12 protein-coding genes, 1 other RNA gene and 1 pseudogene are annotated in these 13,847 nt (G+C 55.5%); 4 read left to right on the forward strand and 10 right to left on the reverse strand.

The annotated features are described in order from the left end of the window. Positions 1-80: 80 nt before the first annotated feature. From ACR2TX_RS15420 to ACR2TX_RS15435, 4 genes and pseudogenes are all read right to left on the reverse strand, one after another. A pseudogene (locus ACR2TX_RS15420) lies at positions 81-399 on the reverse strand (Fic family protein); the annotation flags it as partial. 520 nt (positions 400-919) lie between these two features. Then, positions 920-1,278: a transfer-messenger RNA gene (ssrA, locus tag ACR2TX_RS15425) on the reverse strand. Positions 1,279-1,568: 290 nt separating this feature from the next. Next, entirely contained in the window at positions 1,569-2,039 is a 471-nt protein-coding gene (locus tag ACR2TX_RS15430) for a hypothetical protein (RefSeq protein ID WP_077729893.1), read from the reverse strand. 129 nt (positions 2,040-2,168) lie between these two features. Next, entirely contained in the window at positions 2,169-3,278 is a 1,110-nt protein-coding gene (locus tag ACR2TX_RS15435) for a multicopper oxidase domain-containing protein (RefSeq protein WP_077729952.1), read from the reverse strand. A 177-nt stretch (positions 3,279-3,455) separates the two neighbouring features. On the opposite strand from ACR2TX_RS15435, the gene cysD reads away from it, so the two are divergent. Beyond that, the gene (cysD, locus tag ACR2TX_RS15440; RefSeq protein WP_077729892.1) at positions 3,456-4,364 is read left to right on the forward strand and encodes a sulfate adenylyltransferase subunit CysD; all 909 of its coding nucleotides are present in this window, start codon (positions 3,456-3,458) and stop codon (positions 4,362-4,364) included. A gap of 77 nt (positions 4,365-4,441) precedes the next feature. Next, on the forward strand, positions 4,442-6,094 hold the full coding sequence (gene cysN / locus ACR2TX_RS15445; protein WP_156879402.1) for a sulfate adenylyltransferase subunit CysN: 1,653 nt from the start codon (positions 4,442-4,444) through the stop codon (positions 6,092-6,094). Here the strand turns inward: cysN and ACR2TX_RS15450 are convergent. Beyond that, positions 6,062-8,458: a DNA internalization-related competence protein ComEC/Rec2 gene (locus ACR2TX_RS15450; RefSeq protein WP_156879403.1), complete on the reverse strand. Its 2,397-nt coding sequence runs from the start codon at positions 8,456-8,458 to the stop codon at positions 6,062-6,064. The genes cysN and ACR2TX_RS15450 overlap by 33 nt on opposite strands. A 75-nt stretch (positions 8,459-8,533) precedes the next feature. Between ACR2TX_RS15450 and ACR2TX_RS15455 the strand changes: the two genes are divergently transcribed. Further along, a complete protein-coding gene (locus ACR2TX_RS15455; protein WP_077729890.1) occupies positions 8,534-9,175 on the forward strand; it encodes a DUF2062 domain-containing protein in 642 nt (213 codons plus the stop codon). Here ACR2TX_RS15455 and lolD read toward each other — a convergent pair. From lolD to fur, 3 genes are all read right to left on the reverse strand, one after another. Beyond that, on the reverse strand, positions 9,172-9,894 hold the full coding sequence (gene lolD / locus ACR2TX_RS15460; protein WP_077729889.1) for a lipoprotein-releasing ABC transporter ATP-binding protein LolD: 723 nt from the start codon (positions 9,892-9,894) through the stop codon (positions 9,172-9,174). The two genes, ACR2TX_RS15455 and lolD, sit on opposite strands and share 4 nt — an antisense overlap. Further along, on the reverse strand, positions 9,887-11,134 hold the full coding sequence (locus ACR2TX_RS15465; protein ID WP_077729888.1) for a lipoprotein-releasing ABC transporter permease subunit: 1,248 nt from the start codon (positions 11,132-11,134) through the stop codon (positions 9,887-9,889). Before ACR2TX_RS15465 ends, lolD begins: the two co-directional genes overlap by 8 nt. A 64-nt stretch (positions 11,135-11,198) precedes the next feature. Next, positions 11,199-11,630: a ferric iron uptake transcriptional regulator gene (fur, locus tag ACR2TX_RS15470; protein WP_077729887.1), complete on the reverse strand. Its 432-nt coding sequence runs from the start codon at positions 11,628-11,630 to the stop codon at positions 11,199-11,201. Between the two features lie 78 nt (positions 11,631-11,708). Between fur and ACR2TX_RS15475 the strand changes: the two genes are divergently transcribed. Next, entirely contained in the window at positions 11,709-12,161 is a 453-nt protein-coding gene (locus ACR2TX_RS15475) for an outer membrane protein assembly factor BamE (protein ID WP_086135079.1), read from the forward strand. Positions 12,162-12,190: 29 nt separating this feature from the next. Here the strand turns inward: ACR2TX_RS15475 and ACR2TX_RS15480 are convergent, their stop codons facing one another. Both ACR2TX_RS15480 and ACR2TX_RS15485 read right to left on the reverse strand, forming a co-directional pair. Beyond that, on the reverse strand, positions 12,191-12,460 hold the full coding sequence (locus tag ACR2TX_RS15480) for an RnfH family protein (protein ID WP_077729886.1): 270 nt from the start codon (positions 12,458-12,460) through the stop codon (positions 12,191-12,193). Between the two features lie 31 nt (positions 12,461-12,491). Next, positions 12,492-13,844, reverse strand: coding sequence for a sodium-dependent transporter (locus tag ACR2TX_RS15485; RefSeq protein ID WP_156879404.1), 1,353 nt, complete (start codon positions 13,842-13,844; stop codon positions 12,492-12,494). Between the last annotated feature and the right edge of the window lie 3 nt (positions 13,845-13,847).

A 13,847-nucleotide genomic window follows, 5' to 3' on the forward strand; every position in this document is an offset into this window, starting at 1 on the left:
GAGCGGCTGCCGGAAACGCCAACGCTAATTCAGGCCATGGCAGGTTATCACTTGTTGTGTTGCAAGTTTTCCGCCCTCACCTAAAGGATCATCCTGAGGATGAACTCGATAAAGGGAGCTGAGTCGGTTTGCTTCATGCTGTTTTGCAGTGCCTGGTAGTACTTCGCCTGATGCTTATAGATCAGGCTTTCTACCGGGATGCCGGCGAACGAGGGATTCCAGCGGGAAGGTTAAGGTCTGCCACGGTCCCCCATGCGGCCGTTGCCGTCTGTGAAGGGATGGATGAACTTGAACTCGTAGTGAAACACGGAACTGGTAATCAGAGTGCTCTTCACCGGTCGCCAGCCACCGGAAGAGGTCGTGCATCAATACCTGGACGTGATCCGCTGGAGGCGTCACTCACCACATACCTTTCGAGGTCGCTCGATATGGGCGATCGTGACGGTCGTGCCCTCTATGTCCAGATCAAAGTCTTTCTCGGGTGATCTGGACCAGGTTCGCCCAGAAACGGCTGGCGTGATTTCCGAGGCGTACGTGCGCGAGGTAAAAGTGTTGTTGCACGAAAAGCGGCGTAAGTTGTGAACATCCAAAGTAAAACGCGCCGCCGAAAGAGGTCAGACGCGGTTTTCATCTCGTTGAGGCGGCGTCAATCGGAAATCGACGAAAGCCTTATGGAGTAAGACTTTCAGTCATTCCAGCTTGATCGGCTTTGCCCCGGCCTTTGTATTGCGGATCGCGGCGCGGTATCGGTCAGAGCATGGAGGTAACGCCTTGTAGGATAACTGAATTACCCCGAAAGTGCCCCCAGTTACCCCGGATGTCAACGGACTCTATAGGATCGCGATGGATGGAATATAAACGAAAAAGCCCGCATTTACGCGGGCTTACGGATTTCTTTGGATGTCTTTGAATGGGTGTTTGGTGGAGGCGGCGGGAATTGAACCCGCGTCCGCGAATCCTCCGCCTTTGGCTCTACATGCTTATCCGACTCTATTGATTTAACCGGTCGCTACCCGAGCGGCAGGGAAGACGGCCGGCGGTTCCGTTAGGTTTTAGCGAATCGGCCCCGGACAGACCTCATCGCGAGCTTACAATTGGGTTACCCCCGAAAACCGACGCCTATAAGCGGGCTTCGGATCAGAGGCCGGCCGGATTAAGCGGCCAGAGCGTAGTTGTCGTCGTTGGCAACTATATTGGTTGCAGATTGATTAACGAGGTTATCTGCACCTCGGCATGCACCTCGGGTTTTGCGATCCTCGTCGAAGCCAAGTCGCCCCCTAGGTCAGGAAGATAGACAGTATAACCGCAAAAAAGTTTCGAGCAACCAGCGTTTGAGTCGTGGCGCGATAATCGTGCGAAACAGCTTTTCTTGGCGGAACGTTGCGATACGCTGAAGGGATCGGGTAATGCAGGCTAGCGACTACCGGCAGGGGACAAATTTCAATCACGCTAAAGCGGCATGGCGCTATGCGCTCATCTCTCGTGAGATGCAGTCTTCCTTAAGGCCGGAAGGGTGTTTCCGGCCTTAAGCACGGACAAGTCCGTGAGTAGAACTGGTTTTCAGTCTTTCAGAGATCGTCCATCCATTCCGCGTCGCGGACGAAGCGGTGTTTCTCTTGTTCTTCCATCTCCGCGAGATTCGCGAACACTTCTTTGGCATGCGGATCGTCGACGATGATTGCCGCTCCTTTATAGAGTTCGATCAGCGCGTTGTCGAAGGCCATGGCGATCTTTATGACGTCATCGACGGACATATTGGGCCTAACGGCGCAATTCTTTAGCAGTTGTTCGACGTTGGAGCCTGGAGAATATTGGAGCCAGAAATTGAGGATGCTCTTGCGCGATCCATCTTCGAACCGCTGCATCGCCTGTTCCCGATTTTTTTCGTGGCGGCTGAGGTAATCCAAAAGCATTTTTACCCGAGCCTGATCGTTTTGTTGGTTCAGCGAATCGTAAAGTTCTGTCAGTTGGCTGTGTAGTTGAATACCGTAGTCGAGCACATCTTTAACTTGCTCGAAGTTATGCATCTGCTGGTCCATATGGCACTCCGAAAGTGTTATTCGGCAGGTTTCATACGGTTCGAAGCATCTCTCTTTTGGCATCGCAAGGCAATAGTGCAATCGTGCGGTCGGTTCGACCTGCGGAATTCCGCAGGCGCGACCTGATTGTCACTTTCGGCGCGTGACCGTATAACTGGCCATCATGCCCGCGTCGATGTGGTCATTGACGTGGCAGTGATACATCCAGACGCCGGGATTGTCGGGTTTCATATCGACGGTGACGTGGGTTCCCGGAAGCAGATTCACGACATCTACGCGGCGCCCGGTCTCGGTGAGCGTATTGCCGTGCCAATGCGGGGTATGGAGATCGACTTCGGTTCCGAGGGACAGTTGATACCAGCGCACGGTTTCGCCTTCTTTCATCGTCATTCCCGGAAGGTTGTGATAGACGTAGCCGTTCATGCTGTGCATCAAGTTGCTTTCGACGAAGCTTTCGTCATCTTTCTCGTCCGTGGCAGCCGGTGCGAAGGTGCTGATGTTCTTGTCCAGAAAGAAACTCTTGTTTTCGTCGAACACGGTGAACAGCACGACGAATTCGCGGTCGATGCCTTTCAGTTTACCGTTGTTCTGCAGAACGCCTCGGCGGGAAATGATGATGGGTCCTACCAGGCCGGTATTCGTGTCGACCACCTCGTTGACATGGGAATGGTAAAGCCACACGATCGAACTCGGGTCCTCGGGGCCCGGACCCGAACGTTCGGGTACTTGCCAGAGGTAGGTGTGGGTTTCGCCCGGTTCGACCGTATCGTCTTTGCGGTCATCTCCGGATGTGCCGTCCGCGTAATGAGTGCCTTCGCTGTCCTTCCGGTAAAGCACGCCGTGCGGATGGAGTGAAATCGGCATGTTTGCCAGTTTATTCCTCAGCACCACTTTGATGGTGTCGCCGACGTTGGCGCGAATTACAGGCCCTAGTATCCCTAAGTGCCGCCACTCGGGCGGACGTTCCTTGATTTGGGTAAAGCTGGCGTCGGCGTACTCGATATAACGCGCTTTGTAATACTGTCGGCCGATCCGATCGGCGTTATTCCCTTCGACGAAGACTTTCTCGTCCTCGTTGAATTCTGCGCCATGCATGGGATTGACGGGATAGGAGGGGGCGTAGTCCCACAAGATTTCTTCGGCGGCGATGTAGTAGGTTCGCGTCGAATTGGCCGTCACGGCTTCGGAGAACAACAGTAGAACCGCCAAGTGTGAAAGGAGGATTCGGATCTGGATCACGGCGATAAACCTGGGACGGGGAATCGATCGAAAAAGCGTGAGAAAATGATAATCAATATCATTATAGGATGCCAGTATTTGTTCCCCGGAAGTGGCCAAAGGCTTTTATGGTAGTATTGAGCGCCATAAACAATGGGATGAATCTCTTTCCGGGTTTCGGGATCAACACTCTTTTCCATGAACGAACATACACTTACCCATCTCAAGCAGCTGGAAGCCGAAAGTATCCACATCATCCGCGAGGTGGCTGCCGAGTTTGAGCGTCCCGTAATGCTCTATTCGATTGGCAAGGATTCCGCAGTCATGCTGCATCTCGCGATGAAGGCGTTTTTTCCCGGCAAACCGCCTTTTCCGCTCATGCATGTCGATACGACCTGGAAATTCCGGGAGATGATCGAGTTTCGCGATCGCCGCGCCCACGATCTGGGGCTGGATCTCATCGTTCACGTCAACCTGGAGGGTGTGGAGCAGGGCATCGGTCCGTTCACCCACGGCAGCAAGAAGCACACGGATGTCATGAAAACCGAGGCCCTCAAGCAAGCCTTGAACAAATACCAGTTCGATGCGGCATTCGGCGGAGCGCGCCGGGACGAGGAGAAGTCGAGGGCGAAAGAACGCGTTTATTCCTTCCGCGACCGAAACCATCGTTGGGACCCGAAAAATCAGCGGCCGGAGCTGTGGAATCTCTACAACGGCAAGATCAACAAGGGCGAGAGCATCCGGGTGTTTCCGCTTTCGAACTGGACCGAGCTGGATGTTTGGCAGTACATCTATCTGGAGAACATTCCGATCGTCCCGTTGTATTTCGCCAAAGAGCGGCCGGTGGTCGAGCGCGATGGGATATGGATCATGGTGGACGACGATCGCATGCCGCTGGCACCCGGCGAAAAGCCGATCATGAAGATGGTCCGCTTCCGTACCCTGGGTTGCTATCCCTTGACCGGCGCCGTCGAATCGACCGCCGCCACCTTGCCCGACATCATCCAGGAGATGCTGCTGACCAAGACGTCGGAGCGCCAAGGGCGTGTCATCGATCACGATCAAGCGGGGTCGATGGAAGAGAAGAAAAAAGAGGGTTATTTCTGATTTTCGCTATGGAAGGTGCCGAGCGTGCATTCAACGTTGGCGTCTGCGTCTGACCCATTCATCCAGTGAATTAGTCTATGTCTCATCAGTCCGAGCTCATCAGTTCCGATATCCACGCCTATCTCGCTCAGCACGAGCGCAAGGAATTATTGCGCTTCTTGACCTGCGGCAATGTCGACGACGGCAAGAGCACCCTGATCGGGCGCCTTTTGCACGATTCGAAAATGATTTACGAGGACCAGCTGGCGGCGATCAAGAAGGACAGCGTCAAATCGGGCACCACCGGCGGCGATATCGACTTGGCGCTGCTGGTCGACGGGCTCCAGGCCGAGCGGGAGCAGGGCATCACCATCGATGTGGCCTACCGGTATTTCTCCACGGCGAAGCGGAAATACATCATTGCCGACACGCCGGGGCACGAGCAGTACACCCGGAATATGGCGACCGGAGCGTCCACCTGCGATTTGGCCATCATTCTGGTCGATGCGCGTCACGGCGTGATGACGCAGACCAAGCGTCACAGCTTTATCGTGTCCCTGCTGGGCATCAGGCACGTGGTCGTAGCCATCAATAAGATGGATCTGGTCGGCTACAGCGCTGACGTATTCGAGCGCATTCGCAGCGATTACCTGGCGTTCATCGAAAAACTGGATATTCACGATGTCCGCTTTATCCCGCTGTCGGCTTTGAAGGGGGACAACGTCGTCAGCCGTAGCGAGGAAATGCCCTGGTATCAGGGGCAGGCGCTGATGGAGCTTTTGGACACCATCGAGATCGCCAAGGACCAGAATTTTACGAATCCGCGCTTTCCGGTGCAGTACGTCAATCGACCGAATTTGGATTTCCGCGGTTACAGCGGCACCGTGGCCGCGGGGGTTTTTCGCAAGGGCGATCCGATTACGGTGCTGCCGTCCAAGAAGACCAGCCGCATCAAGTCCATCGTGACTTACGACGGAGAACTGGAAGAAGCATTTCCGCCTCAAGCCGTTACGATCACGCTTACGGATGAAATCGACGTGAGCCGCGGCGACATGCTGGTCCGTTCCGATGACTTGCCGATGCTCGGCACCCGTTTCAAGGCCCATATCGTGTGGATGACCGAGGCGCCTTTGGTTCCGGGCCGCCAGTATTATCTGAAGCAGATGACCAAGGTGGTCAACGGCTCGGTTTCTCAGATCCATCACCGCGTCGATATCAATACCTTGGAGCAGCTTCCGGCGGACCAGCTCAAGCTGAACGAAATCGGCTTGTGCGAGGTCTCCCTGAGCGGGCCGATCGCGTTCGATCCTTACAAGGTTTGCAAGGGCACCGGATCGTTCATCGTCATCGATCGCCTGACCAACGTTACCGTCGGCGCCGGCATGATCCTAAGTCAGGCGGACGGCGAATCCGGTTTACGGCGGGTGACGGTTGAAGAGCGGAGCGCGCGTTTCGGACAAAAGGCGGTGACGCTATGGATTACCGGCGAACGCCGGCACGATGTGGCGTATGAACTCGAACGGAAGCTCTTCGATGTCGGGCATGCCAGCACCGTTTTGGATAACGAGGCGCTGGGCGTACAGGTTCAAGCCATTGCAGAGCAGATCAACCATGCCGGACTGATCTGCATCTGTCCTTGCGAAGCAAGCCCGAGTGGCGACGGTTTGAGCGCGCTCCATGTTTCGGCCGATGAAATGGAAGCGGACGAAGTGCTTGCGTTATTGAAGGAAACTCAGGTCCTCGAGTTCTGATCGTCTGACTTGATTTTCCGTTTCCGCCCATTCCGCCATCGCCGCGGAATGGGCATTCCAGTATCGGCCGTTTTCCCTGCGGTAGCTTTCCAGTTTTAGATCATCCTTCCGGTTGCCTACGAGCACGGTAAGTGCGCCTGTCTCGGCGGTATTCAGTACCGGTATGTTCATGTTTCCGTAGCGTTGCAGCACCGCCCGATGAGGAAACCCGTATCGGTTCAGATAGCCTGCGGGAATGAGAGCGTAACGAGGCTTCACGGCAGCCAAAAAGGCGGAGCTTGAAGAGGTTTTACTGCCATGATGGGGGACGACCAGAATGTCGCTGGCTAAAAGATGCCCGTAACGGTCAACCAATAGGCGTTCACCGGTTTTTTCGATGTCGCCGGTCAATAGTGCGCTGCCGCCGGGCCCGCTGATTTTCAATACGCAGGAATTGTCGTTCTCGCGCTCGCTTTTTTCGATGGGCGCGAGCATCTCGAATTTGACGCCGTCCCATTCCCAGGACTGTTCGGCTTTGCAGGTTTCAGTCGAAAATTCCGATAACTTTTCCGGCACGCTGGTATAAGTCCGCCCGACCACAAATCGTCTGAGCAGCGACGGCGCGCCGCCGATGTGGTCGTTGTCGCCGTGACTTACGATCAAGGCGTCGATGCGCTCGATCCCTCGATGGCGGAGATAAGGCTCGATGACGGCGGAGCCGATATCGAACCGGCTCCCGAACCGGGCTCCGGTGTCGAAGATCATGAGGTGTTCGCTAGTCTCGACGGCAACGCCGAGTCCCTGGCCTACATCGAGCAGGGTAAGCAGGAAGCCCGCTTGAGGCGGCCTATCGGGCTGCGCGGTCACGGCCGGAACGGCCAGAACGAGACCGAGCCAGCGCGCCGGAATGCCCTTGGGGGATAGCAGCAGCACGAAGCCGCTCAATGCCAGCGGAATGGTCCAGAACGGCGGTCCGGCATGGGTCCACTGAGCCACCGGCTGTTCGGCAATCCATTGGAGAAAAGGCCACGTCCATTCAAGCAGGCGTGATGCCAGGATCAGCAGCGCTTCGCCCGCCACCGGCAGTATCGGTAACAGCAGTGCGCCGGTCAGGCAAACCGGAATCAGCAGCAAGCCGATCACGGGGACGGCAAACAAGTTGGCAATTGGAGAAATGATCGAAACCTGCTGAAAGAATAACAACAGCAGGGGTGCAAGGCCTAGCGAGGTGGCCCAGTTCACCCGCATCATGGCCCGCCAACCGCTGATTTCGCCTCTTCTGTATGAAACAGCGAAAAGGATTAGAGCGACAGCTGTGAAGGAAAGCCAGAATCCCGCCGAAAGAACCGCCAACGGATCGTAAAGCACCACGGCCAGCAAGGCCGTCGCGAGGACATGAAAACTATTGAGATGCCGTCGGCCGATGACGGCGCCCATGACGATGCCGATCATAATCATGGCGCGTTGAGTGGGAATCGCGAAGTTCGCCAGCGCCGAGTAGAAGAGGGCGGCCGCAAAAGCACAAACGGCCGCAACAGTCGGCGGCGACCAGCGCATGATGCCCAACCTCGACCACATTCGGCGTATGACGAAAAAGACAAATCCTGCGACTAAACCGATATGCGAGCCGGAAATCGCAACCAGGTGAGTCGTGCCCGTGCGCCGAAGCACGTCCCATTGAATGGGCGTAATGTCATCGTCGACTCCCATGACCAGAGCCTTGATGATTCCGGCTGCGGGTTCGTCGTTCAGTGTTGCCGAAAGGCTATCGTAAAGGGCCTGCCTCCAAATTTCGAATGAATACCGGTTGTCTCCCGCATCGAGCCGCCGATTGTCCGGAGACTTCGCGACGTAACCGACCGCGCGGATTCCCTGGGCAAACAGCCATTGTTCGTAGTCGAGACTTCCCGGGTTCAGCATTCCATGCGGCGGCTTGAGCTTTACTCTGAGCTGCCAGCGTTCGCCCGCTTTTGGCGAAACTCCGCGGTCATACCAGCTCAGGCGAACGCGTGACGGCAAACTTAGGTCGTCGGGCTGTAGAGTTTGTTCAATATCGAAGTCGAAACGGAAACCGTGGTCCACGGGCTGGGGAATGGTACGAACGACGCCTTCGACGACGGCCGTTTGTCTCTCAGTTGCAGTCGGAAGACCTTGGTCGAGTCGAATTCCGGCAAAGGCAAGCGCCCAGAGGATGCCGAACGCAAATGCTGCCGGAAAACGCAGCTTATAATAAACGGCTAGACCGAAAGCGGAGCTCAAGAGGACGAAAGCCCAGGCACCGGGCAAAGACGGAAGTTGCTGGACAGCGCTGACCCCGCCGACAAAGCCGATGGCTAGCGGAAGAACCAGCGGGCTGCGGGTTTGTGGATGGAGAATTTCATTCAACTTTGAATTTCAAATCCGTACAATAGCGCGCCTTTTACCTAAAAAAATAGTTCACAATCATCCCAGTTAAGGGCTATGCCTAAAAAGTTTTTTAAGCGCTACTTGCCGGACCCGAAAAAAGTAAAGGAAATTAAATCGCTGGAGTTTTTGGGGGATAAGCTTCACTCGCCGAATTTATGGCATCTGAACCGTCGGTCGGTATCACGGGCTTTTGCCATAGGGCTATGGGCCATGTATACCCCGCCATTGCCCTGGCAACAAATCATCGCCGCGGTTTTGGCGATCTATTTCAATGCCAATTTACCTATCGCCGTGGCCTTGGTCTGGATTACCAATCCGCTGACCTGGGTGCCGATGTATTACTTCGCCTACAAGGTAGGCGCGCTTGTTATGGGACAAGCAGCTTTCGACTTCGATCAGTTCTCGGAACTGTTCACCATAGAAAAAGCATTGGAGTTAGGGGCACCCTTGCTGATTGGTTGCGCCATTCTGATGCACCTCGGGGCCGTCCTAGGCTATTTCGGCATACTTTTCATGTGGCGGCGATCCGTGCGACATCAGGTGGAATTGAGAAAGTTCCGCAATGCGGAATTGAGTACGGCCATTATGGTCCGGGAAAGCTACGCGTCGTACAAGAAGTTCCTGGAACACCGGCACAAGCATCAGAACGATCGATTGATCGGAGCAGCGAAGCCTGTCGCGAAGAAAGCAGGCTAATCGTAATGCTGCTTTAGGCGGACGGGTTCGGATAGGTTTTCCGGCTTGACGATCCGTCCGTCTTCCAAATGCAATATCGTGTCCATCCGCTGAGCCAAAGACGGATCGTGAGTGACGACTAGGAAACTCACCCCGTTTTCTTGGTTCAGCTCCAGCATGAGTTGATACACCTGTTCCGCGGTTTTTCGATCCAGATTTCCGGTCGGTTCGTCAGCCAAAACGCACTTTGGTTTCGTGACCAGCGCGCGGGCGACGGCTGCGCGCTGGCGTTCGCCGCCCGATAATTCTCCGGGTTTATGCTCCAGGCGTTTGCCGAGTCCGACCCGCTCCAACATCGAAGCCGCGCGCTTTCTTGCTTCATGTATCGGCAGCTTCGCGATCAAAAGCGGCATGGCGACGTTTTCCAGTACCGTGAATTCACCCAGCAGGTGGTGGAATTGATAGACGAATCCAAGCACCCGGTTACGCAGTTGGGCGAGCTTGCGTTCGTTCAGTGTTCCCAGGTCCACGCCGTCCAGTTGGACTTGCCCTCGGGTTGGCGCGTCTAGACCCCCGAGTAAGTGCAAAAGCGTGCTTTTGCCCGAGCCGGACGCTCCCATAATGGCGACCTGCTGTCCCGGTTCGACGGAAAGCGTTATGCCCTGCAACACATCGACGCTCAGATTGCCTTGGGCATAACGCTTGTGCAGATCGCGGCACTGCAGCACCGGCTTATTCATAACGGAGTTCCTCGGCGGGCTTGATGCGAGATGCCTGCCAGGCCGGATAGATCGTCGCCAGGATGGAAAGCAGGAAGGCCATGCCGGTAATCCGGTACACGTCGGACCAGATCAGTTTCGACGGCAGCTCGCTGATGTAGTAAACGTCGGCCGACAGGAAATGAACGCCGAACAACCGCTCGATCGCCGGTACGATGGTTTCCACATTCCACGCCAATAAGACTCCGCCGACACCGCCCAGCAAGGTGCCGAACGTACCGATGACCGTACCGAGCACGATAAATATTCCCATGACTTCGAGTGGAGTCATGCCCTGGGTTCGGAGGATCGCGATATCCGAACGCTTGTCGGTGACCACCATAACTAGTGTGGAGACGATGTTGAAAGCGGCAACCGCGACGATGAGCAGGAGAATGATGAACATCACCCGCTTTTCGGTTTGTATGGCTTTGAAGAAGTTGCTGTGCGACTGCGTCCAGTCGGCAATCTGATAGCGCCCATCGAGTTTGGGGCCAAGGTCCCGCGCCACTCGCTGCGCGTAAAATACGTCGTCCAGCTTGAGTCTAAGCCCCGATATGGCGTCATCGAGGCGAAACAGCTTGGCGGCGTCTTCCAGCTGAATCAGCGCCAGATTCCGGTCGTACTCATACATCCCGACCTGGAAAACTCCGACTACCGTAAAGCGCTTGAGGCGCGGCAGAATGCCGGCGGGTGTTGCCGTAAGTTGCGGGGTGATGACGGTCACCTTGTCGCCGGTGAGGACACCCAGATAATCAGCCAGCTCAGAACCGAGAATAATGCCGAATTCGCCGGGTTTGAGCGCTTCGAGGTGGCCTTCCACGATGCGGTTGGCGACCTCGGACACGCGCGGTTCGTAGTCGGTCATGATGCCGCGCAGCATCACGCCGCTAACTCGGCGGTCCGAGTTGAGCATGGCTTGACCTTCGATATAAGGTGCCCAGCCTAGAATACGGGAGTCTTGTTCGAGCGGGGGTTCAAGCGAGCGCCAGTTCCGCAGTTGGCCATCCAAGCCGGAGATGGAGGCATGCGAAGTCATGCCCAGTATGCGTTCGCGAAGTTCCGCTTCGAATCCGTTCATTACTGACAGTACTGTAATCAAGGCGGTGACGCCCAAGGCGATGCCCAGAACCGAAGTGAAGGTAATGAACGAAATGAAGCGCGTGCGCCGCTTAGCCCGCGTATAGCGCAGACCGATGAAAAAGATCAGTGGCTTAAACATGCGCCGATATCGACCGGGCTCCGCAAAAAGTGAGCTTCATGGGGAAAAAGAAGGTTGTCGGGAATCAGAGAGGCGATTGGCCCTTTTGGCAATCCATGCAGATGCCGTAGAGACAGAGCGAATGATCCGTCAGCTTAAAATGCTTCTCGTTTGCTATTTCGTTTTGGCGGCGCTCGATGAACTCGTCGCTGAATTCTTCGACTCGGCCGCACTTGACGCATACGATGTGATCGTGATGCTCGCCGCGGTTTAGCTCGAAGATCGAGTTTCCGCCTTCGAAATGATGGCGTTTGACCAAGCCCGCCGCCTCGAATTGGGTCAGGACTCGGTAAACTGTGGCCAAGCCGATTTCTTCACCCTCGCTGAGCAGCGACTTGTAGACTTCTTCCGCTGTCAGGTGTCGATCCGATCCGCTACGGTTCTCCAGCATCTCTAGAATCTTGACGCGCGGGAGAGTCACTTTAAGCCCGGCGTTTCGTATGTCTTGACTTTCCAAAGCGGCAACCTACGCAGTGTTTTAACTCTGTCGATCGAGTATGATTGGACGTTGGGTCCGATTCTCCGCAATCATAACATGCCGAAGCGTTTCATCGTAATAACCTACTGCCTGACTCTGTTTTTAGCCGGCTGTTCCACCGAAAAGCTTAAAGAGTCCCTACCTGGGGTGTACCGGCTCGACATCCATCAGGGCAATATCGTTTCTCAGCAAATGGTGGATCAACTTCGGCCCGGTATGACCAAGCGGCAAGTGGCATTCATCATGGGTACGCCACTGGTCGTCGATCCTTTCCACGACGATCGCTGGGACTATATCTATTCCAACGAGCCCGGTGGCAAGCAACGGATGCAGAAGCGGATTACCCTGGTTTTCGACAAGGATGAATTGATCGGGCTTCAGGGTGACTTCCGACCGGGCAACCTTCCCGAGATTGAACCCGGCAAGGATGTGACGATCGATATCCCGAAGATCGAGCGCGAGAAAAGCTTGTGGGAAAAGATCACGGGTTTGTTCCGAAAAGGCGATTAGTAGAGTGCGAGGAGTCTCGGTCCGCGGTTCTACTTCTTCGCTGCCCGCGCGCGCCGAGCTTCTTTGGGGTCGGCGATCAAGGGGCGATAAATCTCCACTCGGTCGCCCGGCTTTATCGGTTGGTCGATGGAGCAGACCTTGCTGAAAATTCCAATCTTGTCCTTTGTCAGGTCGATCTCCGGGAAACGGTCCAGGATACCTGATGCGGCGATGGCGGTTTCCGCTGTCGCATTTTCCGGTACGTTCACGGTGAGAATGACCTGTACATCCGGTTTCGCGTAAGCGACTTCGACTTTCATTTCTTTTGCTGCTTGTCCGATCTTTACCGAATCAAATCACGCCGACGGCGCTAAGGGTGACGAGGGCGACAGCCAAGGGAGAAACGTAGCGAATAGTAAAACGCCAATAGTTATAAGCCGACCCCATTTCGAGCTCCGTTTCCGAGGTCTCGCGCCTCATGATCCAGCCGGCAAATAAGGCAACCAAGATGCCGCCAACGGGCAACATGATATTGGCCGTGAGAAAATCCACGAGCTCGAAGAAATTCTTGCCGAACCAGGTATTTCCGGACCATAGATTGAACGAAAATACGGTTCCGAGCCCAAGTAGCCAGCAGCCTAGTCCGCTCCAAAGACAGGCCTTCTCGCGGCTCATCGCCTGGTTTTCGGACAGCCAGGCCACGGCGGGTTCGATCAAGGCAATCGCGGAAGTAATCGCCGCAAAAAATACGAGAACGAAAAACAATACCCCGAACAGTGAACCGCCGGGCATTTGGCCGAAGGCGATGGGCAGCGTCTGAAAAATCAGGCCGGGGCCCATGGTCGGCTCCAAGTGGTTGGCGAATACGATTGGAAAAATGGCGACACCCGCCAATAAAGCCACTAGGGTGTCCGCGGAGGCGACAAAAATGGTAGACCGCGAAATCGAAACATGATCAGGGAGATATGAGCCGTAGATCATGATTGCGCCCATGCCCAATCCGAGAGAGAAAAAGGCCTGCCCCATCGCGACCAGCACGCTCTCGCCGTTGATGCGGCTGAAATCCGGCTTGAACAGGAACGACATTCCCTGGCCGAATCCGTCGGAACTCATCGCATAACCGTCCAGGAGTATGAGCATGATGAACAAGCCCGGCATCATGAAGCGCGTCGCTCGCTCCAGTCCGCCGCTGACGCCGCGGCTGACGATGAGCATCGTGGCGGCCATGAAGACAGTGTGCCAGATAAACTGAATTTCCGGAGCGCTTTTGAGGTCGTCGAATACCCGTGCGGCGGTTTCGGCGCTGATATGGCTCATGTAGCCGCTGTTCATCTTCAAGATGTAGACCATCGACCAGCCGGCGATGACCGAGTAATAGGACAGAATCAGGAAGCCCGACAACACGCCGAGCCAACCGGCATAGTGCCAGGCAGGATCGGCTTTCGCTTCCTGTGCCAGCGACAACATGGTATTGATAGGATTTTGCCGACCGCGGCGCCCCAGCATGGTCTCTGCGATCATGATCGGAATACCGATGGCAGCGACGCATAAGAGGTAAACCGCGACGAACGCTCCGCCTCCGTTTTCGCCGGCCAGATAGGGAAACTTCCAGATATTCCCGAGGCCTATGGCCGAACCGCTTGCAGCCAGAACGAACGCCAAGCGCGATGACCATTGGTTGTGCAGAAAACGTTGATCGGTCATGTG

It is taken from the genome of Methylocaldum sp. GT1BB (genome assembly GCF_051027545.1).
GTDB lineage: Bacteria > Pseudomonadota > Gammaproteobacteria > Methylococcales > Methylococcaceae > Methylocaldum.